Here is a 22,110-nt window from a genome sequence, read left to right as displayed (position 1 = left end):
GGTTTGGCTGCAAAAACAGGGTTAAGCGAAACTTAATAGCACCGTAGCATTTTCAGGCGAGGTGGTGCCCGGTTCTCAATCAAAGAAAATGCGCCAGATTAACGTTTGGCGCGTCTTCTGATCGTAAAACCGGAATCCACTTTTACGGAAGACGCGCCGGGCTGTTGCAGATGGAAACCGTCGAGACGGGGGGTGGCGATCATGTGCGCCGCCCTTTGCGCGTCGAGAGTAGTTCTAGATATCGTGCGGATGTGCGTGCGTGGCGCCATTTTGCATGACCGCGTTTTCGGGAGCTTAGTGAATGGCCACCAAGGCAAAGACGCTGCAGGTTAAGGACAAGGAAAAAGACGACAAGGCTGCGGATGCTCCCGAGAAGGATTCCGCCGACGCGCCGTCGCCGTTGCTCGACCTGTCGGATGCCGCGGTGAAGAAGATGATCAAGCAGGCCAAGAAGCGCGGCTTCGTGACCTTTGATCAGCTCAATGAAGTGCTTCCCTCCGATACGACCTCGCCCGAACAGATCGAAGACATCATGTCGATGCTGTCGGACATGGGCATCAACGTTACCGAGGCCGAGGACAGCGAAGGCGAGGAGGAGAAGGACGACAGCGACGACGACACCGACAACGAGCTTGTCGAGGTCACCCAGAAGGCCGTCACCGAGGTCAAGAAGTCGGAGCCCGGCGAGCGCACCGACGATCCCGTGCGCATGTATCTGCGCGAGATGGGCACCGTCGAGCTGCTGTCGCGTGAGGGCGAAATCGCGATCGCCAAGCGCATCGAGGCCGGCCGCGAGGCGATGATCGCGGGACTCTGCGAAAGCCCGCTGACCTTCCAGGCCATCATCATCTGGCGCGACGAGCTGAACGAAGGAAAGATCTTCCTTCGCGACATCATCGATCTCGAAGCCACCTATGCCGGCCCGGAATCCAAGGGCGGCATCAACCCGAACCTGATCGCCAACAACAGCGCCGAGGGTGCCGCCGAAGGCAACGGCGGTGCTGCGGACGCGGCCGCGCCTGCGCATGTCGCGCCGCCGGCTGCGCCGCCGTCGCCGACCCCGTTCCGCGCCGCTCCCGCCGGCAACGGCGATGGTGAGGAGAAGGATCCGGGCGAGGCCGCCGCCGAAGCCGACATGGACGACGACGAGTTCGAGAACCAGATGTCGCTTGCCGCCATCGAGGCCGAGCTGAAGCCGAAGGTGGTGGAAACCTTCGACAAGATCGCGTCCGAGTACAAGAAGCTGCGCCGCCTGCAGGAGCAGGACATCGCCAACCAACTGCAGAGCGAGTCGCTGTCGCCCTCGCAGGAGCGCAAGTACAAGAAGCTGAAGGACGAGATCATCGTCGAGGTGAAGTCGCTGCGCCTCAACCAGGCTCGCATCGATTCGCTCGTCGAGCAGCTCTACGACATCAACAAGAAGCTGGTCTCGTTCGAGGGCCGCATGATGCGGCTTGCCGACAGCCACGGCGTCGCGCGGGACGACTTCCTGCGCAACTACCAGGGCTCGGAGCTCGATCCGCGCTGGCTCAACCGCGTCTCGAAGCTGTCGGCCAAGGGCTGGAAGAACTTCGTCCATCACGAGAAGGACCGCATCAAGGACCTGCGCCACGAGATCCAGTCGCTGGCCGCGCTGACCGGGCTCGAGATCGGCGAATTCCGCAAGATCGTGCACGGCGTGCAGAAGGGCGAGCGCGAGGCCCGTCAGGCCAAGAAGGAGATGGTGGAAGCCAACCTCCGTCTCGTAATCTCGATCGCCAAGAAGTACACCAACCGCGGCCTGCAGTTCCTCGACCTGATTCAGGAAGGCAATATCGGCCTGATGAAGGCGGTCGATAAGTTCGAGTACCGCCGCGGCTACAAGTTCTCGACCTACGCCACCTGGTGGATCCGGCAGGCGATCACCCGTTCGATCGCCGACCAGGCCCGCACCATCCGCATCCCGGTGCACATGATCGAGACGATCAACAAGATCGTCCGCACCTCGCGCCAGATGCTGAACGAGATCGGCCGCGAGCCTACCCCGGAAGAACTCGCCGAGAAGCTCGGCATGCCCCTGGAGAAGGTCCGCAAGGTCCTCAAGATCGCCAAGGAGCCGCTGTCGCTGGAGACGCCGGTCGGTGACGAAGAGGATTCGCATCTCGGCGATTTCATCGAGGACAAGAATGCGATCCTGCCGATCGACGCGGCGATCCAGTCCAACCTGCGCGAGACCACCACGCGCGTCTTGGCCTCGCTCACCCCGCGCGAAGAGCGCGTGCTGCGCATGCGCTTCGGCATCGGCATGAACACCGACCACACCCTGGAAGAGGTCGGCCAGCAGTTCTCGGTGACGAGAGAGCGCATCCGCCAGATCGAAGCCAAGGCGCTGCGTAAGCTGAAGCATCCCTCGCGGTCGCGGAAGCTGCGGAGCTTCCTCGACAACTGATTTTATGAGTCAGTATTGACCGTCATTGCCGGGCTCGACCCGGCAATCCATCGAAACAAGAACGGCGGGCAATGCCCGCCGTTTTCGTTGTTGAGCCGCGCAAAGTTACTCACAGCAGCGCCCGCGGCCACCCCTCTCCCCAACCCTCTCCCGCAAGGGGAGAGGGAGCCTGATGAGTGTGCTCACCTGACGTTGCTCTATGGCTTTGTACCTCGCGTATCACCACACGCGCCGCAGTTGGTGCATGCTGCCGTAGTCGCGAACGTGATGGGCGCACTGGCGGAGGGGCTCCCTCCCCCCTTGCGGGGGAGGGTTGGGGAGAGGGGTGCCGCTTGCTCGTCTGTCAATCGTAGGCGCGAGCAGCGCGCTCGCTGCCGAGCGCGATGGTCGACGCTCTGTCCCGCTGCTACTTCTTCTTCACCCCGACCCGCTCGATGCTCTTGATCTCGAGCGGCGGGCGGCCGCTCTTTTCGGCGATCTCGCGATCCTGGTCGCGGAGGAAGGCGCGGGCCGGCTCGTCGCCGTCGAGGCCGCCAAGCAGCTCCGAGGGCACGCGGCGGTTGGAGCGCTGTGAGCCGTCCTCATAGACGACGTTGAAGAAGGCGAATTCGCCTTTGGGATTGGTCCCGGGTTTTTTCGGCATGGGCGGCTTGTCCTCGATCGCCGCAGTGCTGTCAAAGCAAATCCCGCCCCCGCTCACGCTGGGCTGCCCTGCGCGTGCCGCGAAGATTCCGAGCGGAGCCGGCTTTCGCATCGGACCGCAAACGAACCCGCCCGCGAAAAATTCGCGCGCTCACTTTGTCGCAGCGCAAGCCGCTGACGTTTCTGACCTTCGTCACTTGCGCCATCCAGGCGGACTCGCGTATGAGGCGCATTCCTCATTCCATGCAACCATGCCCTTCCGGAAGCGATCCGCCGATGTCCAACACCTCCCTCGACGCCAACAAGGCGCTCGTGCTCGCGCATTACGATGCCGTGACCAACGGCCACGATCCCGATGCGATCCGCGCGCAGATCGCGCCCGATTTCTTCGACCACGCGGCGGGCAAGCGGATGAGCGCCGAGGAGGTGATCGCGCACTCGGCCGCGATGCACGAGACCTTCGCCAACCTGACGGCGGTCGCCGAATCCCTGGTCGCCGAGCGCGACCTGGTCGCCGGCCGCTTCGTCTGGCGCGGCCGTCACCGCGGTCCCTGGCGCGGCATCGCCCCGACCGGCCACCACGTCGAATTCCGCGGCATGACGTTCTGGCGGATTCAGGACGGCAGGATTTCCGAGCGCTGGGCGGAGATCGATTTCGCGGGGCTGGAGCGGCAGCTCAGGGGCTGAGGCCCGCTTTTGACCGCGACGTCGAACGCGTGGCATCATCCGCGGCAGGGGGCTTTTCCAGGACATCAACATGCTCGGACTTCGTTTGGTCGTTTTCTTTGGCGCGCTCTTATTGGCCGTTCCCTGCTACGCCGCCCGCTGTGGCGGCAATTTCAACTCGTTCATCCAGTCGTTCTCGCAGGACGCAGCCGGCGCCGGCATCTCGCAGGACGTGATCTCTGCAGCGCTCGGCGGCGTGCAGCAGGATGGCGGCGTGCTCGCCTTCGATAGGCGGCAGCGTTACACCTTCAACAAGACGTTCGAGCAGTATGTCGCGACCCGCGTCGGCCCCGGACGGATCAATGGCGGCCGCGCGCTGTTGCAGCGTCACGCGGCGCTGCTGGCGCGGATCGAGCAGCAGTATAGCGTGCCGCGCCAGATCCTGGTCGCAATCTGGGGGCTGGAGAGCGATTTCGGCAAGGGCGACATGGGCAAGCTGCCGGTGATCCGCACGCTCGCGACCCTGGCGCATGATTGCCGCCGCTCCGACCTGTTCCAGGGCGAATTGCTGGCGGCGCTCAAGATCGTGCAGCGCGGTGACCTTCGCCTGAATGATCTGATCGGCGCCTATGCCGGCGAGATCGGCCAGACCCAGTTCCTGCCGTCGTCCTACATCAAGTATGGCGTCGATTTCGACGGCGACGGCCGGGTCGATCTCCGTCACTCCACGGCAGACGTGCTGGCCTCGACCGCCAACCTCCTGCACAGCAGCGGCTTCAAGATGGGCGCGTCCTATGAGGAGGGCAGCGCCAATTTCGAGGCGATGCGCGAGTGGAACAGGGCGGTGATCTATCGCAAGACGATCGGGTATTTTGCGGATCGGTTGATGGGGCGGTGACGGCTGAGAGTTCGAGACGCCCCCCATGGAAACCATCGGCAGCCAAAAAATCTGGTCGTTCTTCGATCGCAAGGGCTGCCAGATCGCGAAGAACTCGGCGGTCCGGGAGGGGCCCGGGCATCGCGTCGGCTCCTATCTCGAGCTCGCGACCAAGATCGCCGAACTGCAATTCCTCAACCGCGATCACGTGCTGATGTTTCGCGGCCAGGGCACCGACCACAGGAACGTCAAGGGCAACAGCTCGCTGAAGCCGACGCTGTTTCGCGGCGGCCGCGGCAATCCGGACCGCACAACGCTGGTCACGCGGTTCGAGGCGCTGCGGCGCGCCGGGCAGATTCTGGTCGGCGACTATACGGATGCAAAGCTGCTCGGCCTCGAACGGCTGAAGCGCCATCATCTGCTGCGCTGGTCGATCCTGCAGCATTACGAGGTCTGCGCCACGCCGCTGCTCGACGTCACGCATTCGATCCGCATCGCCGCGTCCTTTGCCTCGCTGGCCGGAACCGAGACCGCTTTCGTCTATGTGCTCGGCGTGCCCAATGTGAGCGGTGCGATCACCGCGAGCGCCGAGGCCGGCATCCAGATCGTCCGGCTCTCCAGCGTCTGCCCGCCCTCGGCGGTGCGGCCGCATATCCAGGAAGGCTACCTGCTCGGCGAATATCCGGACATGACGGGGTACGAGCAGAAGGAGAACTATTTCCCGTATGAGATGGATTTCGGCCGCCGGCTGGTCGCGAAGTTCTCGTTCAATCCGGCGGCGTTCTGGAGGAGCGACAATTTCCCGCAAGTGGCGCGAAGCGCGCTCTATCCCTCCGAGCGCAGCGATCCGCTGTACCGGCTGGCGCTCGGCGTGAAGAGGCAGTTGGGTGGGTGACGCGGACATTATTCCGCGGCTCGCCGCCGTTCGCAGGATGGGTTTCGCTACGCTCTACCCATCAGCGCCACCTACTCGCTGTCGTCCCGGCCTTGAGCCGGGACCCATAACCACGAATGCAAATTGCTTTACGACGCTGGAGCCACAGCCCTCGCAAAACACAAGCCTGTGGTTATGGGTCCCTGTTTTCGCAGGGACGACACCGAACTGAGCTACTTCCCTGCCATCGCCGCCACCTTCGCCGTGGCCTTCTCGATCTGCCGCTGCATCACCTTCCAGTAGGTGCCGGGGCGGAAGCGTTGCAGCAGGTCCATGAAGCGGGCGTCGTTGCCGATCAGGATGCGCGGCTCGTTCCTCTCGATGCCGGCGATGATCCGCAGCGCCGCTGCGGTCGGCGTGGTCCTGGCGAGCGCGTCGAAGCGCTCGATCGATTGGGCGCGGCGGGCATTGTCGGTGACGCCGGAACCGGTGCGTGAGTTGCGCGCGATGTTGGTGGCGACGCCGCCGGGATGCACGACCGAGAGCCTGACCGGGCTGTTCGCCATCGCAAGCTCGTGCCGCAGGCTCTCGGAGAAGCCGCGCACCGCGAACTTCGCCGCGCAATAGGCGCTCTGGCCGGGCGGGGCGACGATGCCGAAGATCGAGGAGATGTTGACGATATGCGCCTCGCGCTGCCGCGCGAGCTGCGGCAGGAAGGCACGGGTTCCGTGCACCACGCCCCAGAAATTGATGTTGAACAGCCATTCCATCTGCGCCTGCTCGATCTCGCCGAACTGGCCGAGCAGAGCGACGCCGGCATTGTTGACGACGATGTTGAGCGCGGGATGCTCTAAGCTGGCGGCTTGCGCGAATGCCGCGATCTCGCTCGGTTCGCTGACGTCGAGGCGATGCACGGTGACCTTGCGCTGGCTGGTCTTCGCGATCTCGGCGGAGACCGCCTGCAGCCCGGCCTCGTCGCGGTCGGCGAGCGCGAGGTCGCAGCCGCGCCGTGCGAGCTCATGGGCGAGCGCGCGGCCGATGCCGCTGGCGGCTCCGGTCACAGCGGCGGCGGATCCACGGATCGCAGTCATGTCGATTCGACTCCAGTTGAGGGCGCGCGAGGTTCCCACCGCTTTTCTCAGATTGGAACTGAACCATAAAGGGAGGGAGGGATTTATTCTGTGTGGGATCTCACCCGGCGATCACTCAAGCTGAAGGGAGGCACACCCGTGGGACAATCGAAACCCTATCGTGCATTGGTGGTCGAGGATGATCCGATGCAGCGCGCGATGATTGGTTTGTTATTGGAAGAAAGTGATTTCGATGTAATCGCCTGCGAGAGCGCGGAAGCCGCCGAGCTCGTGCTGCAGGGAAGCGGCGATGATGTCGTGCTGATGATGACCGATGTCGAACTGGCCGGGCACATGACGGGAGTCGAGCTCGCGCACGCCGCGAAGAAATACAATCCCGATCTCGACGTCATCGTGACCTCGGGCAAGCCGCTGCGGCAATCCCTGCCCGACGGCGCGACGTTCTGGAGCAAGCCCTGGGCGCCGCTGGACGTGATCCGCGTCGCCGAAATGAAGGCATCAGAGCTCGCCGGCGAGAGCGGGCCGCGCAGGTCCTCGTAACGACGTTATCAGCGCGGGCGAACGGCGGGAGCCGCGCGCGGCTTCCGCCGGTGCGGACGGCATGCTAATTGCGGGCATATGTCCTGCTCGTGGCCGCCCCAATGACGCTGTCCTTCCTGTTGACCTCGCTGATCGTGGTGGCCTCGCCCGGCACCGGCGTGCTCTATACCCTGGCCGTGGCGTTGACGCGGGGCTCGCGCGCGAGCGTCGCCGCCGCGTTCGGCTGCACGCTCGGCATCGTGCCGCAGATGCTCGCGGCGATGCTCGGGCTTGCCGCGATCCTGCACACCAGCGCGATGGCGTTCGCGGCGCTGAAATGGTGCGGCGTCGTCTACCTGCTCTACATGGCCTGGCAGGCGCTGCGCGAGCACGGTGCGCTGTCCGTCGACACCGAGGTCAAGCCGCGCTCGCGCAGGCGGGTGATCGTCACAGCCATTCTGATCAACATCCTCAATCCGAAGCTGTCGATCTTCTTCCTGGCCTTCCTGCCGCAGTTCATCGCGGTCGACGAGCCGCATCCGCTGGCGCAGATGGTCGAGCTTTCCGGCGTGTTCATGGCGATGACCTTTGCGGTGTTCGCGCTCTATGGGCTGTTTGCGGCCTCGGTGCGCGATCGCGTCGTCACCCGTCCGAAGGTGATGGCCTGGCTCAGGCGGAGCTTTGCCGCGGGCTTTGCCCTGCTCGGCGCCAAGCTTGCATTTGCGGATCGCTGATCGCGCCCCATCTGGGCGCGGCTCCATCAAACAAAAAGCGGGCGTTGCGCCCGCTGCTTTTGCAATCGCTGTCCGCTTCGGGAGCCCGGGCAGGGCAGGAGCCGCTACCCGGGCGAGAAACGGTTTACTTCTTGGCCTTGGCCTTTTTCTTGGTGGCCTTTTTCGCCTTCTTCGCCTTCTTCGCTTTCTTAGCCATAGTATCCTCTCAGGGTTTCATGGATTGAACGCGACTCCGAGGCATGCTTGGCGGAGGGCCAACCTCGCAACATCCTCGGCAGCAAACTCAACAGATTCGCAGGCGACTGCCGCGTGCTGTCACGGTGCCGTCATCGCGTTATCCACAGGTGTTATGCGTTTTCGGCAGCTTTTCGCTGGGTTGTTTGCGACGTCGGCAACGCCGTTGCCGTCCGCATCATGCTTAATGTCGCGCAAACGCCGACTGGCTGCGTCTTCATCAATTCAAAACCACGGCATGCATTGGCGGCTTGGCGGGTGAGAGTCCGTTAAGTCGTGCCGCCGCATCCTGTCGCCCAGGACAACGGGGATTGTCGTCGGGGGAAGCGCCCTAGGGGCGGGTGGTTCGATCAGAGGGGAGGCGGGGCCTTGCGCGGTCTCGGACAAGGCGATGCTGAGCGTTCCAACGCTTTGGACGGTGTTCGTCATCAACTTTCTCGCGCTCGGGCTGATCTGGGCCTATGTGACGCACAGCTATCCGGCATTCGGTGCGGCGCGGCTCTGGACCGCTTCCGCGTTCGCCGCGGCGGTCGGCGCGAGCTGCGCAATGCTTCGCGTGGTGATGACGGATTCGCTGCTGCCGCTGCTTGCGGCTGGCACGCTGATGGTCTTCGCCGCATGTCTCGCCGCGATGGGCGTGGAGCGGTTCTACGGCAAGCCCGTGGCCTGGCGCCGCACCGCGTTGACCACTTCGCTTGCCTTCGCGGGCCTCAGCGTGTTCATCTTCGGCTACGACAGCATGCCGATGCGCATCGTCGTCTATACGATCGCGCAGGCCGTGCCCTTCACGCTGACGCTGAGACTGCTGCTGTCGCCTGAGAACGGGCGCGTCAGCCCCGGCGCCCGGCTTGCAGGTATCGTCGCCGCCGTGATCATCGGCATCTATGCGCTGCGCCTCGTCGGCGGATTGCTGGCGCCCGGCGCATTCGCCTTTGTCAGCTTCAATGGGCCTCAGTCGTTTCTGGTCCTCGTTCTGGTGTTTCTGTCGATGGCGCTCAATTTCGGCTTCTTGCTGATGGCGATGGACCGCTTGCGCAGCGAGGTCGCCGATCTCGCGCTGCTCGACGATCTCACCGGCGTCGGCAATCGCCGTCACCTGGTGCAACGGTTGACGGAGGAGTGCGCGCGCTCTGACCGCAGCGGCGAACCATTCACGCTATTGGTGATCGACCTGGACGGCTTCAAGGCGATCAACGATACGTTCGGCCACGCGGCCGGCGACGCCTGTCTGCAGCACTTCACCCTGATGGCGCAGACCCGGCTTCGGCCGGGCGACATGCTGGCCCGCACCGGCGGCGACGAGTTCTGCATCGTGCTGCCGTCCTCGACCTTACGCGAAGGCGCAATGATCGCGCGCCGCGTGCTCGAGGTGTGCCGCGTCGATGCCGAACAGTGCACCGGCAAGGACGTCCCGATTGCGGTCTCGATCGGGGTTGCGCAATGGACCCGCGACATCGGCCTGCATTCCGACCGGCTGATCGCTGCCGCCGACCATGCGCTCTACGATGCCAAGAAGGCCGGCCGGAACGGCTACGCGACCTATGAGCCCAAACCGGCCATGGCATCGGAGCAGATCGAGGCGGCCCTCCGTCAGTCGGCTTGAGCATGCTGTCGCGCCGTGACATCGAACCGCTCCGCATCATGCTTCGTCTGCTTGCTGTGTTGCTCGCGCTTCCTTCCGCTGTCCTTGCCGAACCGCCCGACCTCGCCACGATTGCGCGATCCGCAGGCAGGCCCGAGATCCCCGGTCTGACGATGGTCTGGCTGTCGCCTTGGGGCGACGTCGCGAAATCCCATCCCTGGCGCAACATCATCGTGCACCAGACCGAGGGCCCGGCCGGTTCGGCGCGATCCGGCGCACAACAGCAGCACAAGAACCCGACAAGGCGCGGCGTCATGGTCTGGGTCGAAACCGACGGCACGGTCTACTGGGCCGTCGCGGACAACCTGGTTCCGACCCACACAGACGGCGCCGATCGCAACGACAACAAATACATCGACAACAGCAAGACCTATCATCAGGTGAACAAGGATACGTCGATCGGTGTCGAGTTCGCCGGCAATTATCCCGACGTCACCCGCGGGCCGACCGATGCCCAGATCGCGGCCTGGCGGGTGCTGGTGAAGGTGCTGCGCGCGCGTTACGGCATTCCGCTCGATCACGTCTATGCGCATAACTGGATCGACTTCAAGGATGCCCGCTACTGCGAGGGCTGCGCGCTCGCGACCATGGCCCGGCAGTGGGGCGAGTAGGGACGGGCACTCGCCATGCTCGGACGAGGACGCCCAGCCCAGCAACAGCCGTCATCGCCTGACTGTCCAGTATTCCAGAGGCAGCAGTTATTGCACGCGCTCTCTCTCGACCGCCGCGGCGTACTGGGTCCCCCGCTTTCGCGGAGGACGACAGGGAGCTGGCGAGAAACTTACCCCAAAAATGGCGTTAACGACGCTGGGCGATTTCCAGCCTGTGCGAGATCGCTTCGAAGTTTGTTAAAATCTGCCGGGTACCTCCTCCGGGCATAGCAATCGGGGAAAGACATGGGGCAGCGGGCCAAACGCGGAAAGACAAAGACGGAGGCGCTCGCACTGCCGATGGCCGGAAGAGTTGCAGTTGGCGTGATCGCCGCTGCTGCATTGGGATATGGTTTGCTGGCGCGTCCGGCGAGTGTTCAACCGATACGCAAGCCGCCCACGCAGCAAGCCCAGGCACCGTCGACGCCAGCCCACGTATCAACGCCAGTCCGTGTAGCAGCGCCAGCTCCGGCTCCAGTCCCGGCCCCAGCCCCAGCGCCCCTGGTCGAGCCACCCAAAGCCGCGGATGGTCCCGGAAAATTCGTTCGGCAGGTGGTGGACTACGCCAGCCGTCAGACGCCAGGAACTGTCGTCATCGATACCGGAAACACATTCCTTTATCTTGTTCTGAACGACAGGCAGGCGATGCGCTACGGCATCGGTGTCGGCCGTGAAGGCTTCACATGGTCCGGTGAGCAGACCGTGGCCCGCAAGACGGAATGGCCGGATTGGCGTCCGCCGGCAGAGATGCTTTCGCGGCAACCTTATCTGCCGCGCTTCATGGCCGGCGGTCCTGGCAATCCGCTTGGCGCCCGGGCGATGTATCTGGGCGAAACCGAATATCGAATTCACGGCACCAACAAGCCTGATACGATCGGCAAGCGGGTTTCGTCGGGCTGTATCCGGCTCACCAATGAAGACGTTGTGGATCTTTATGAGCGGGTGAAAGTCGGAGCGAAGGTGATCGTGCTTCCGGCAACCTCTGCGCATCGGCCGACTGAGGGAGCGCCGTCCGACGCCGCCCTCCGGTCGCCGTCGAGCCGGCCCTTGGCAGCCAACGCGCAGATGCCATCATCTGCACCAAAGATGGCAGAGGCCCAGTAGCTCGATTCCTCAGCTCCAACTGAGAACAAGCAGACTTCCAAGTCGCCGGCTTACAATTCCAGAGGCAGCAGTTATTGCGCGCCCTCTCTCGACCGCCGCGGCGTACTGGGTCCCCCGCTTTCGCAGAGGACGACAGTGGGGTTGGTGGGAAGGCTACCAAAAACAAAAAAGCCGGCGTTGCCGCCGGCTTTCGTAACTGTTGGCTATGTTCGGCGCGCTTAGTGCGCGGCCTCCAGAGCTGCTTCCTGTTTGGCGATCGTGCCCTTGACGGCCGACTGGACCTTTTCAAACGCACGGACCTCGATCTGCCGTACGCGCTCGCGCGACACGCCGAACTCGGCGGCAAGGTCTTCCAGCGTCATCGGCTCGTCCGCCAGGCGCCGCGCCTCGAAGATGCGGCGTTCGCGCGGGTTGAGCACGCCGATCGCACCGTTCAGGGCCTGCCGGCGATGATCGAACTCCTCGCTCTCGGCCATCAGGGCCTCGGCGTTGGGCGAGTTGTCGACCAGCCAGTCTTGCCATTCGCCGGCTTCGCCGTCGTCGCGGATCGGGGCGTTGAGCGAGGCGTCGCCGCCAAGGCGGCGGTTCATCTCGATCACGTCCTGATCGGTCACGCCGAGGCGCTTGGCAATCAGCTTCACCTGGTCGGGGTGGAGGTCACCCTCTTCCAGAGCGGAGATCTTGCTCTTCGCCTTGCGCAGGTTGAAGAACAGCTTCTTCTGGTTCGCGGTGGTGCCCATCTTCACGAGCGACCACGATCGCAGGATGTACTCTTGTATCGACGCCTTGATCCACCACATGGCGTATGTGGCGAGACGGAACCCCTTTTCGGGCTCGAATCGCTTCACCGCCTGCATCAGGCCGACATTGCCTTCCGAGACGACCTCGGAGATCGGCAGACCGTAGCCGCGATAGCCCATGGCAATCTTGGCCACGAGCCTGAGGTGGCTGGTGACGAGTTTATGCGCCGCGTCGCGATCGTCATGCTCGCGCCAACGCTTGGCGAGCATGTACTCCTGCTGGGGTTCCAGCATGGGGAACTTGCGGATCTCGGCGAGGTATCGAGACAGGCCGGATTCTCCATTGAGAACCGGCAACGTAGCTGTACGGGCCATTACTTGCGCCCTCCAGTGGTTCAGGCCCCCGATAGCGGCGAGCCCGGCAGGTGGCCGCTGGGTTAAAGCCGGCCATGCTGCGATGTTCCGCGTTGGATATTCAACGCAGGTGCAACATACACCAAACTGCCCGTGATAGGGAAGGATTGCTGACGTCACGTCCCCGTGTGCCAGCTATAACCTACTGTCATAACTCAAGATTTTGGCAGAGGCTGCGTCATACCGCCGCTTCCAGCGCCCGTTGCAGGAGAAGCATGTCCTCCGGCAGAGGCGCCTCCCAGTGCAAAAGTTCCCCGGTCCGCGGATGCTCCAGGACCAGCAGATAGGCGTGCAGCGCCTGCCGCTGCAGGCCGGTTAGCGCAGCCTGGGCCTCCGGTCCGAGATGCCCGGCCTTGGTCTTGAAATGAGGGCCGTAGACCGCGTCCCCCAGCAGGGGATGCCCGATATGGGCGAGGTGCACCCGGATCTGATGGGTGCGCCCGGTCTCGAGCTGGCAGGCCAGGAGGGAAGCGACCGGCTTGCCGTCGCGGCCGGCAAAACTCTGCTGCACCTCGAAGTGAGTGATCGCTTCGCGGCCGCCCTGGCGCACCGCCATTTTCTCGCGGGCGTGCGGGTGGCGGTCGATCGGCGCGTCGATGGTGCCGTGCGGCCGGTTCGGCACGCCCCAGGCGAACGCCATGTAGCCGCGCCGCATCGATCCGGTGCGGCCGTGGTCGGCGAACTGCGCAGTCAGCGATTGATGCGCCTGGTCGTTCTTGGCGACGACCATCAGCCCCGTGGTGTCCTTGTCCAGACGATGCACGATGCCCGGCCGCTTGACGCCGCCGATGCCGGACAGGCTCGTGCCGCAATGGGCGATCAGCGCGTTGACCAGCGTGCCGGTGGCGTGGCCGGCCGCGGGGTGCACGACGAGGCCCTTCGGCTTGTCGATGACGATGATGTCGTCGTCCTCGAACACGATGTCGAGCGCGATGTCCTCGGCCTTCGGCTCGGCCGGGACCGCCTCCGGCACGTCGATTATGATCGTATCGCCCTTGGCGACATGATAAGCGGGGTCGCGGACGGAGGCGTCCTTGACGGTCACGGAACCGGCGAGGATCAGCGCCTTGAGCCGGGACCGCGACAGCTCGGGGGTGCGCCGCGCCAGCACGCGGTCGAGCCGCGCCGAGCCCTCGTCACCCGCGACGATGACCTCCACCTTCCGACCGTTGTTCGAAGAGACCTGTTGCAAAGAAGAGCCTTGTGATGACCGACACCGCCGTGACTGAACCGACCCCCGAGCAGGCCGCGCTGATTGCGCGGGTGCGGCGGATGATGCTGATCGCGGGCCTGACCTCGGCACTGGCCGTGGCCGTCGTGCTGATTGCCATCGGCTACCGCCTTTATCGCGGCGAGGGAAGCCCCGTTTCCGTCTCCGATGTCACCGCTGCGCTGCCGAAGAGCGCCCGCATCGTCTCCACCGGCGTCGCCGGCGAACGGTTGGTCGTGACGCTTGATATAGGCGGCACGACCGAGATCCGCACATTTGATGCAAAGACTCTGAAACCTGTCGGCAGGCTGACCTTCGTCACCGAGCCCTGAGCGAGGCGCTCGCGCGCATCGGAAGTCGACCGACCAAACGCTGCAAAGCATTTTTGCATCTGCGTTGTCGCATCTAGAACGTGTGCCGCCATCTTTTCGGCCGAGTTGCACGTTCAGCTTGCGTCATGCCCGAGTCCAATCGCAACGCTTCCGTCGAGCAGATCGGTGATTACGAACCGACGGCGTGTTGCTTGGACCCCACGCGTCGCTCCCTGCTCCTGACGGCGCTGGCGAGTTGCGCCTGTCTTGCCGCGGTCGAGCCCGCGTCGGCCGACGATGAGCAGCCCGGCGCCAGCGAACGGCCGCAAAAGGCCGACGTGCTGGTGCGCGCCGAAGGCGACAAGGCGGGTGAAGTCATCAAGGCGGATGACTTGAAGCTCGGCGGGCCGCCGATCCGCGCCTGGCCAAAGGATCCGAAAAGCTCCGTCGTCCGCAACGGCTCGCGGCTGAACGAGGTGGTGCTGATCAGGCTCGACCCGAATGAGCTCGACGACACCACGCGCGCCCGCGCCCCTGACGGCATCGTCTGCTACTCGATCATCTGCTCGCATGCCGGATGTCCGATCACCGCCTGGGTGAAGCAGGAGCAGGGCGACAAGGACGTCCTCAAATGTCTCTGTCACAACTCCGAATATGATCCACGCCAGAATGCGCAGGTGGTGTTCGGCCCTGCGCCGCGGCGTCTGGCGGCTTTGCCGCTGACGGTCGCCGATGGCGCCATTACGGTCGCAGCACCGTTCATTGGAAAGGTAGGTGTTCAGCAAGGAGGGTGAGGCCGCATCGGGATTTCTGCACGACCTAAACTGAAAAATATAACAGAGCAGGGAGGTAGCATCTCATGACAAGGAAGCAGTGGTTACTGTCGGGCTGTGTCGCGTTCACGTGCCTCATCTCGACCTACGCCGTCGCAGGGCCGATCGAAAACTACAGTCCGGTGACGTCAGCGCGTCTCGAAAATCCCGAACCCGGCAACTGGATGCTATATCGCCGGACCTATGACGGACAGGGTTACAGTCCGCTCGATCAGATCAACACCTCCAACGTCAAGAGCCTCAAGCCGGTCTGGACCTTCTCCACCGGCGTTCTCGAGGGCCACGAAGCGCCGCCGATCGTCAACAACGGCGTGATGTTCGTCGCGACCCCGATGGGGCAGGTGATCGCGCTCAACGCCAAAACCGGCGAGGAATATTGGCGCTACAAGCGCCAGCTTCCCGAAGATCTGTTCCAACTGCATCCGACCAGCCGCGGCGTCGGCCTGTGGCAGGACAAGATCTATCTCGCCACGACGGACGATCATGTCGTCGCGCTCGACGCCAAGACCGGCAAGGCGGTCTGGGACACCAAGGTGCAGGACTACAGGAAGGGTCAGTACATGACCCTGATGCCGCTGATAGTCGACGGCAAGGTGATCGTCGGCGGCTCCGGCGGCGAGTTCGGGGTGCGCGGCTATGTCGCCGCTTACGACGCCAACAGCGGCAAGGAGCTCTGGCGCACCTTCACCATCCCCGGCGAGGGCGAGCCGGGCCACGACACCTGGAGCGGCGATGACTGGAAGTCGGGCGGCGGCTCCGCCTGGATGACCGGCACCTACGACAAGGACTCCAAGACGGTCTATTGGGGCGTCGGCAACGCAGCGCCCTGGCCGGGCAGCATGCATCCGGGCGACAATCTCTACACCAGCTCGGTGCTCGCGCTCGATCCCGAGAACGGCAAGATCAAGACCCACTTCCAGTATCACCAGAATGATTCCTGGGACTGGGACGAGGTCGATGCGCCGATGCTGATCGACATGCAGCGCGACGGGCGCTCGTTCAAGAGCTTGGTCCACCCGGGGCGCGACGCAATCTTCTGGGTGCTCGAGCGCAAGCCGGACAAGATCAACTACGTCGCCGGCTGGCCGTTCGTGAAGACCAATGTGTGGAAGGGGATCGAGGCCGAGACCGGCCGTCCGATCGTCGATCCCGACCATAAGCCGGTGCTCGGCAAGCGGGTCGAGTTCTGTCCGTCACTGTGGGGCGGCAAGGACTGGCCGTCGGCGGCCTACAGCCAGAACACCAAGCTCGTCTACGTTCCCGCCAACGAGAATTTCTGCGGCGGCTTCACCGGCGAGAAGACGCCTCTGGTTCCCGGCCAGCTTTGGCTCGGCACCAAGCCGGAGGACATCGGGCTGACGCCGGCGCCCAACGCCGATCATTTCGGCGAGTTGCAGGCGTGGGACCCGGCCACCGGCAAGAAGGTCTGGCAGCACGACTACAAGACCTCGCAACTGTTCGGCGCGGTGACCGCGACCGCAGGCGACCTCGTTCTCGCCGGCGGCACCAACGACCGCTTCTTCCGCATCTTCAACGCCAAGACCGGCGAATTGTTGTGGGAGCAGAAGACCAACTCCGGGATCATGGCGATGCCGATGACCTATGAGGTCGACGGCACGCAATACATCGCGGTGCAATCGGGTTGGGGCGTCGACGCGCAGCGCATCCAGGACGCGCTGGCCGGCAAGGTCGCGGGCTTCGAGAACAACGTGCCGCAAGGCGGCGTTGTCTGGGTCTTTGCCCTCGACAAGAAGTAACGCGGGCGTTGCAGATAGGGGGCGATGCGAGCGGGAAGCGGCGGCTGGGGAGACCGCCGCTTCCCGTTCTGCTTGTGCGCAACAGCATGATGGATTTGGCTTGCGTGCTGGTGTCAAAGAAAGACGCCCGCGACGAAGCTGTCGCGGGCGTCTGCTTGCACGATGATGTTCGGTCAATCGATCAAGCCATGCACCTCTCCCGCTTGCGGGGGAGGTCGGATCGCATCGCGAGATGCGATCCGGGTGGGAGTTCTCTCCACGATGCGACTCGTGGAGAAAGCCCACCCTAGCCCTCCCCCGCAAGCGGGAGAGGGAACGCAGCTCCGATGCCGCTACTGACCCCATCTCATCATCAGCGCTACCACCCTCACGTCTCGAGCTGCTTGCCGAGCGGCAAGTTGCGGATGCGCTTTCCGGTGGCGGCGAAGATCGCGTTGATCAGCGCCGGTGCGAACGGCGGCACGCCGGGTTCGCCGACGCCGCTCGGCGGCGTGCCCGGTGCCGGCGGCACGATGTGGACGTTGGTGATCACAGGCGACTCGTCGATCCGGATCACCGGGAAGTCGTCGAAGTTGCTCTGCTGCACCTTGCCGTCCTTGAAGCTGATCTCGCCATATTTGGCGAGGCTCAGCCCCATGATCGCGGCGCCTTCGATCTGCGACTGGATCCGTTCCGGGTTGACATAGGTGCCGCAATCGATCGCGGTGTCGACCCGTGGCACGGTGAGCTTGCCCTTGTCGTCCACGGCCACCTCGACGATGGTCGCGATGTAGCTGACGAAAGAGCGGTGCACGGCGATGCCGAGGCCATGGCCCTTCGGCACCTTACGCCCCCATTCGCCCTTGTCGGCGACCACTTCGACCACCTTGCGCAGCCGCGCGGTGTCGATCGGGTAGCTGTCATAGGGCTCGCCGTAGTTCCAGGGATCCTTCACCGAGGACAGGTTGACGATCCGTGGGCTTCCGATCAGCTCCAGCAGCATGTCCTTCTGGTCGCGGCCCGTCGCATGCGCGATCTCGGCGGCCATTGACTGCACCGCGAACGCCCGCGGGATGTTGGACACCGAGCGGAACCAGCCGATCCGGGTGTGGGCGGCCGCTTCCGGATTCTCGCACTGCAGGTTGGCGATCTCGAACGGATTGTCGATCAGGCCCATGCCGAGCTCGAACGGCGCTTCGTGGTTGGCGCCGGCCGCAAAGGTCGAGGCGATGGTCGGCGCCACGCTGCGGTGCCGCCACGCGATCACCTTGCCGTTCTTGTCGAGGCCCGCCTCGATGCGCTCGACCGAGACGGTGTGCAGGAAGTCGTGATGGACGTCGTCCTCACGGGTCCATTGCACCTTGACCGGCGCGCCGAGTTCCTTCGAGAGCAGTGCCGCCTCGATCGCGAAATCGCATTTCGATTTGCGTCCGAAGCCGCCGCCGAGCAGCGTCACGTTGACGGTGACATTGTCCTCGGGGATGCCGAGCGACTTGGCGACATCCTCGCGGGTGCCGCCCGGGCTCTGCACCGGCGCCCAGATTTCGGCCTTGTCGCCCTTGACGTCGGCGACCGCGACCGGCGGCTCCATGCTGACATGGGCGAGATGCGGCAAATAGTACTCGCCGACGATGACCTTGTCGGCGCCCTTCAGCGCCGCATCGACGTCGCCTTCCTTGCGGACGACGAGGCCGGGCTTGCGCGCGGCGTCCTCGAGCGTGGCGCGGTAGGCGACCGAGTCGTAGGTGGCGTTGGCGCCGTCGTCCCAGACCACCTTCAGCGCGTCGCGTCCCTTGATCGCGGCACCCGTGTTGCGCGCGATCACGGCGACGCCGCCGAGCGGCTGGAACTTGGACGGCCACGGCCAGCCCTTGACCTCCATCACCTTCTCGACGCCGGGAACCTTGGTCGCGGCACTGTCGTCGAACGACTTGACCTTGCCGCCGGTGACCGGCGGACGGGCGATCACGGCGTATTTCATCCCGGGCAGGCGGATGTCGGCACCGTAATGCGCCTTGCCGGTGGTGATGTCGTGAAGGTCGACGATCGAGACCTCGCCCTTGCCCAGGTAGCGGAAGTCCTTCGGGTCCTTCAGCTTGAGGCTGTCGATGGCAGGCACCGGCTCCTTGGCGGCGTCGGCCGCGAGATCGCCGAAGCTTGCCTTGCGCCCGCTCGCGCTATGGACGACCTCGTGGTTCTGCGCCTTCACCTCGCTCGCCGGCACGCCCCATTTCTTGGCGGCGGCGGCTTCCAGCATCGCGCGGGCCGAGGCGCCGATCTGGCGCATCGGGATCAGATAGTGCCGGGTGCTGCGCGAGCCGTCGGTGTCCTGGTTGCCGAACTTGACCTCGTCGCCATGCGCCTGCTGGACATGGACGCGCGACCAGTCGGCCTCCATCTCCTCGGCGACGATCAAGGGCAGGCTGGTGCGCACGCCGGTGCCCATCTCGGAGCGGTGCGCCACGATGGTGACGACGCCGTCGGGCGCGATCGCGACGAACACGCGGGGATCGACCACGACGCCGTGCGGCATCTTGCCGGCGCCGGTCTCATAGGCGAAGGCCTGGCGCGACATCACGGGTGCGGCGAGCACGAACGAGCCGGCGATGCCGAGGCCCTTCAGGATGCTGCGACGCGAGACGTTCTCGACCCTGACGTGCTTCTCGAAGCCACGAAGCTTGCTTGGATTGGTGCGGATATTCATGTCACACCCCCGTCGATGCGAGGTGCACGGCATTCTCGATGCGCTGGTAGCAGCCGCAGCGGCAGATATTGCCGGCCATGGCTTCGCGGATCTGGTCGTGCGAGGGTTTCGGGTTGTCAGTCAGCAGCGCCGCGGCCTGCATGATCTGGCCGGCCTGGCAATAGCCGCACTGCGGCACGTTGACCTGGCGCCAGGCCTTCTGCACCGGATGATCGCCGGTGGGATGCAGGCCCTCGATGGTGGTGACCTCGCGGCCGCCGACGTCGGACACCGAGGTGATGCAGGCGCGCACCGCCTGCTTGTCGACGATCACGGTGCAGGCGCCGCACAGCGCCTGGCCGCAGCCGAATTTGGTGCCGGTCAGGCCGGCCTCGTCGCGGAGATACCAGAGCAGCGAAAGATCGGGGTCGCCGTCCCAGTTCTGTTCCTGGCCATTGATTTTTAGTTTGATCATGGTCTGTCCTCGCTCTTGCTTAAGCTATTGACCGAAGCGGCGTGAGGGGCGGAACGCCTTCCATCGCCCGCGGCCGCGCTGATGTTTATTGTGCCAAGATGTTGGTGAGCCAAATTGTCGTGCGCCAAGGTCTGCGCTGTGTCCCAAGCACTCCTCTCGCTGATCGGCGCCGGCCGGCGCAGCATGGTGAAGGGCTGCGATGTTAGCAGAGCTCGGCGCCGCGTGACTTCACAGCCAAGTGTTTTGCATTTGCCGTTTGTCAAAAGCAGGGCCGTGCGTGACGGCGTGCAGCTATCAATCAATGCAACTGCGCCGCGGTCCGGGTCGCGACGCTGCGGGCAGGCGAGCGCAGGGTGGGCGATCTGGCACCGTCATTCGGTGATGCGCAGTTGCGGTTCGCGCTGAGCCTGCCATCGGGCCGCGCATCGCGCGGACCCGTTGGCGCGCCCCGGAATGATAGTGACGGCGGCGAGCCGTTTGGCCCCCTTTTGCGCCGAAACCCGGCCCGCATGGTAAGCATGGGTGACAAAATCCCCGCCGCAGCGCACAAGCCATCTTGCGGCGGCCGGATTTCAAGGCTATTGCCTTCCGTCTCAACGCTCCCTTCGTCTAGCGGTTAGGACGCGGCCCTCTCAAGGCTGAAACAGGGGTTCGATTCCCCTAGGGAGCGCCAATAAAATCAAATACTTATGAGTTTTATCGATTTTCGGTCCAAAGCCGGGTAAGCGCCGGGTAAGCACGAAAGATGGGTTCAGGGTGGCTCGTCGACCTTGTGAAGGAAAGTGTTCGCGATTGGATTGCGAATCCCTTTGCCTCTGTTGCGACGGCCCTTGTGTTCACGCTGCTAGGATATTTCCTGAGTAGACTACGATATCAAGGACGCATCGATGCTCTTACCGAGCGCGTCCAACACCGTGATGATCTGATCAAAATGAAGGACGAGGCCATTGCTGCAGCCTCGAGAGCCAACATTGCAAGCACCACCACTATCGCTGCAGCTCCCGAACCAGCGGCAACCGCGCCAGTGATGTCGGCGGCAGATCGCATGGCAACAAAAGCCACGTTTCCACCGGACGAACGATTCAGGGCGACAAACGACCGCATCATGCGAGACACTGAGGCTGCAATCGCGGCGGCCATTCGGTCTAACCGATATCGGTTTGTTTACAATCCACTGACCAACAAATCTAAAGTCGTTAGATTTGGTGTGAACGGAGAGATTAGCGAAGGGCGAAATGGCAACGAGTACCGATGGAGGATCTCGGGTGCACGTCTGGAAATCATCAACGACAAAAACCAAGTTTACAGCCGTTTCTTCCTGTTACCGGATAAAATCACGCTTCACCACACAAACGACCCCGATCTGCCCTCGCTGAAGGGGCAATATTTCGAGCCCATGAGGCACTGAACACGGAAACTCAATTCTGGTAATCGCCGGCTCGCTTCAGTTTCTTCTGACAGGCAGGCCCGGAGGCTCTCAGTCGATGGCTCGAATAGCTTGCGAACGAAGCCGTTCACGCGCAGGAGAACCACGCAGCTGTCAGTCTTTGGCGGACGTTGCGGAGAAGCCATAGCTAACAGGCATCGGACTCTCCTAACGGAATGTAGTTCGCCGCGACGGAAGTGCGCTCAGTCTCTCAGCCCTCGACGCCCACGGGACAAGTGCCTTGGCCGATGATACGAAGCAATAGAACCATTTGGCGTGGATTGCCATGTGGCGGCACGGCAATCAGCACAACGCCGCCCACTTAAAATACGTGCGGGCGGCGCGGCGCTAGCCCCAGGAGGGAATGCAAAATCCTGGCGAACTTACGTCTGCGCAACCGTGGGAAGGTTCATTACTCAAGCGAAAATGTCGCAGGACAGGCAAGCATACCTCTGCCGGCATCGGTGAATTTGTAATACGTGCACCCTCATGCTTTCAGAGCCAGCCGTGGTCGACCGCCTGGTCGGCCTCGCAGCCAAAGGCACTTCACCTCGAGATAGCGAAAGCCGGCGTTGCCCGCATCGCCGAGGGGCGGGGATGGCTGGGCCGGACCCTGGAAGGCGAGCATGCGGGCGTTCCAGGCTTGGCAGGCCGCAGTGTCGGCCGTCAGCCGGGCTTCCTTCGCCCGTTCAGCCAGATGCCGGACAGTGGCGCCGAACATGTACTCCCGAGATTTCGAACTCATGTCGCATGATCGCGGCAAAGGTGCCGGACTGGAAGCCGCTAGGACTTTGCCCGTCTGGTCCAGGATCAGCCAACCA

The 22,110-nt window shown here is 63.8% G+C and carries 20 protein-coding genes and 1 tRNA gene; 14 read left to right on the top strand and 7 right to left on the bottom strand.

What is annotated here, in order from left to right; all coding sequences use genetic code 11:
- Positions 1 to 301 precede the first annotated feature (301 nt).
- Positions 302 to 2,428, top strand: a complete 2,127-nt coding sequence (gene rpoD / locus P6U30_RS31355) for an RNA polymerase sigma factor RpoD (RefSeq protein WP_407166628.1) — start codon at positions 302 to 304, stop codon at positions 2,426 to 2,428.
- Positions 2,429 to 2,834: 406 nt separating this feature from the next.
- Here the strand turns inward: rpoD and P6U30_RS31350 are convergent, their stop codons facing one another.
- Positions 2,835 to 3,071 carry a hypothetical protein gene (locus P6U30_RS31350; RefSeq protein ID WP_407148358.1) on the bottom strand — a complete coding sequence of 79 codons (237 nt, stop codon included), beginning with the start codon at positions 3,069 to 3,071 and terminating at the stop codon, positions 2,835 to 2,837.
- Positions 3,072 to 3,346: 275 nt separating this feature from the next.
- Between P6U30_RS31350 and P6U30_RS31345 the strand changes: the two genes are divergently transcribed.
- The 3 genes from P6U30_RS31345 (at position 3,347) to P6U30_RS31335 (ending at position 5,508) form a co-directional block, all read left to right on the top strand.
- On the top strand, positions 3,347 to 3,757 hold the full coding sequence (locus P6U30_RS31345; protein ID WP_407166627.1) for an ester cyclase: 411 nt from the start codon (positions 3,347 to 3,349) through the stop codon (positions 3,755 to 3,757).
- Between the two features lie 70 nt (positions 3,758 to 3,827).
- Positions 3,828 to 4,634, top strand: coding sequence for a lytic murein transglycosylase (locus tag P6U30_RS31340; protein ID WP_407166626.1), 807 nt, complete (start codon positions 3,828 to 3,830; stop codon positions 4,632 to 4,634).
- Between the two features lie 25 nt (positions 4,635 to 4,659).
- Positions 4,660 to 5,508: an FRG domain-containing protein gene (locus tag P6U30_RS31335; RefSeq protein WP_407166625.1), complete on the top strand. Its 849-nt coding sequence runs from the start codon at positions 4,660 to 4,662 to the stop codon at positions 5,506 to 5,508.
- 212 nt (positions 5,509 to 5,720) lie between these two features.
- Here the strand turns inward: P6U30_RS31335 and P6U30_RS31330 are convergent, their stop codons facing one another.
- On the bottom strand, positions 5,721 to 6,578 hold the full coding sequence (locus tag P6U30_RS31330; protein WP_407166624.1) for an SDR family NAD(P)-dependent oxidoreductase: 858 nt from the start codon (positions 6,576 to 6,578) through the stop codon (positions 5,721 to 5,723).
- Positions 6,579 to 6,716: 138 nt separating this feature from the next.
- On the opposite strand from P6U30_RS31330, the gene P6U30_RS31325 reads away from it, so the two are divergent.
- The 5 genes from P6U30_RS31325 (at position 6,717) to P6U30_RS31305 (ending at position 11,461) form a co-directional block, all read left to right on the top strand.
- Entirely contained in the window at positions 6,717 to 7,118 is a 402-nt protein-coding gene (locus P6U30_RS31325; RefSeq protein WP_407166623.1) for a response regulator, read from the top strand.
- A 101-nt stretch (positions 7,119 to 7,219) separates the two neighbouring features.
- Positions 7,220 to 7,831 (top strand): LysE family translocator, encoded by a 612-nt coding sequence (locus tag P6U30_RS31320; protein ID WP_407166622.1) that lies wholly within the window; start codon positions 7,220 to 7,222, stop codon positions 7,829 to 7,831.
- 625 nt (positions 7,832 to 8,456) lie between these two features.
- Positions 8,457 to 9,668 (top strand): GGDEF domain-containing protein, encoded by a 1,212-nt coding sequence (locus P6U30_RS31315; protein WP_407166621.1) that lies wholly within the window; start codon positions 8,457 to 8,459, stop codon positions 9,666 to 9,668.
- 2 nt (positions 9,669 to 9,670) lie between these two features.
- Positions 9,671 to 10,318: an N-acetylmuramoyl-L-alanine amidase gene (locus P6U30_RS31310; RefSeq protein WP_407166620.1), complete on the top strand. Its 648-nt coding sequence runs from the start codon at positions 9,671 to 9,673 to the stop codon at positions 10,316 to 10,318.
- Positions 10,319 to 10,603: 285 nt separating this feature from the next.
- Positions 10,604 to 11,461 (top strand): L,D-transpeptidase, encoded by an 858-nt coding sequence (locus tag P6U30_RS31305; RefSeq protein ID WP_407166619.1) that lies wholly within the window; start codon positions 10,604 to 10,606, stop codon positions 11,459 to 11,461.
- 218 nt (positions 11,462 to 11,679) lie between these two features.
- Here P6U30_RS31305 and rpoH read toward each other — a convergent pair whose 3' ends face one another.
- The gene (rpoH, locus tag P6U30_RS31300) at positions 11,680 to 12,576 is read right to left on the bottom strand and encodes an RNA polymerase sigma factor RpoH (protein WP_407148348.1); all 897 of its coding nucleotides are present in this window, start codon (positions 12,574 to 12,576) and stop codon (positions 11,680 to 11,682) included.
- A 217-nt stretch (positions 12,577 to 12,793) separates the two neighbouring features.
- Positions 12,794 to 13,774: an RluA family pseudouridine synthase gene (locus P6U30_RS31295; RefSeq protein ID WP_407166618.1), complete on the bottom strand. Its 981-nt coding sequence runs from the start codon at positions 13,772 to 13,774 to the stop codon at positions 12,794 to 12,796.
- A gap of 47 nt (positions 13,775 to 13,821) precedes the next feature.
- On the opposite strand from P6U30_RS31295, the gene P6U30_RS31290 reads away from it, so the two are divergent.
- The 3 genes from P6U30_RS31290 (at position 13,822) to P6U30_RS31280 (ending at position 16,726) form a co-directional block, all read left to right on the top strand.
- The gene (locus P6U30_RS31290; protein ID WP_407166617.1) at positions 13,822 to 14,157 is read left to right on the top strand and encodes a hypothetical protein; all 336 of its coding nucleotides are present in this window, start codon (positions 13,822 to 13,824) and stop codon (positions 14,155 to 14,157) included.
- A gap of 125 nt (positions 14,158 to 14,282) precedes the next feature.
- Positions 14,283 to 14,930, top strand: a complete 648-nt coding sequence (locus tag P6U30_RS31285; protein ID WP_407166616.1) for a ubiquinol-cytochrome c reductase iron-sulfur subunit — start codon at positions 14,283 to 14,285, stop codon at positions 14,928 to 14,930.
- 65 nt (positions 14,931 to 14,995) lie between these two features.
- Positions 14,996 to 16,726, top strand: a complete 1,731-nt coding sequence (locus P6U30_RS31280) for a methanol/ethanol family PQQ-dependent dehydrogenase (RefSeq protein WP_407166615.1) — start codon at positions 14,996 to 14,998, stop codon at positions 16,724 to 16,726.
- 367 nt (positions 16,727 to 17,093) lie between these two features.
- On the opposite strand, the gene P6U30_RS31275 is transcribed toward P6U30_RS31280, so the two are convergent.
- Positions 17,094 to 19,409: a molybdopterin cofactor-binding domain-containing protein gene (locus tag P6U30_RS31275; protein WP_407166614.1), complete on the bottom strand. Its 2,316-nt coding sequence runs from the start codon at positions 19,407 to 19,409 to the stop codon at positions 17,094 to 17,096.
- A gap of 1 nt (position 19,410) precedes the next feature.
- Positions 19,411 to 19,863, bottom strand: a complete 453-nt coding sequence (locus P6U30_RS31270) for a (2Fe-2S)-binding protein (protein ID WP_407166613.1) — start codon at positions 19,861 to 19,863, stop codon at positions 19,411 to 19,413.
- A 598-nt stretch (positions 19,864 to 20,461) separates the two neighbouring features.
- On the opposite strand from P6U30_RS31270, the gene P6U30_RS31265 reads away from it, so the two are divergent.
- Positions 20,462 to 20,536, top strand: a tRNA-Glu gene (locus tag P6U30_RS31265).
- A gap of 72 nt (positions 20,537 to 20,608) precedes the next feature.
- A complete protein-coding gene (locus tag P6U30_RS31260) occupies positions 20,609 to 21,271 on the top strand; it encodes a hypothetical protein (RefSeq protein WP_407166612.1) in 663 nt (220 codons plus the stop codon).
- Positions 21,272 to 21,776: 505 nt separating this feature from the next.
- Here the strand turns inward: P6U30_RS31260 and P6U30_RS31255 are convergent.
- Positions 21,777 to 22,034: a hypothetical protein gene (locus tag P6U30_RS31255; RefSeq protein WP_407166611.1), complete on the bottom strand. Its 258-nt coding sequence runs from the start codon at positions 22,032 to 22,034 to the stop codon at positions 21,777 to 21,779.
- Positions 22,035 to 22,110: the final 76 nt, after the last annotated feature.

It is taken from the genome of Bradyrhizobium sp. ORS 111, assembly GCF_045571485.1.
Classification (GTDB): Bacteria; Pseudomonadota; Alphaproteobacteria; order Rhizobiales; family Xanthobacteraceae; genus Bradyrhizobium.
This window is presented reverse-complemented; position numbering and strand designations above follow the sequence as displayed.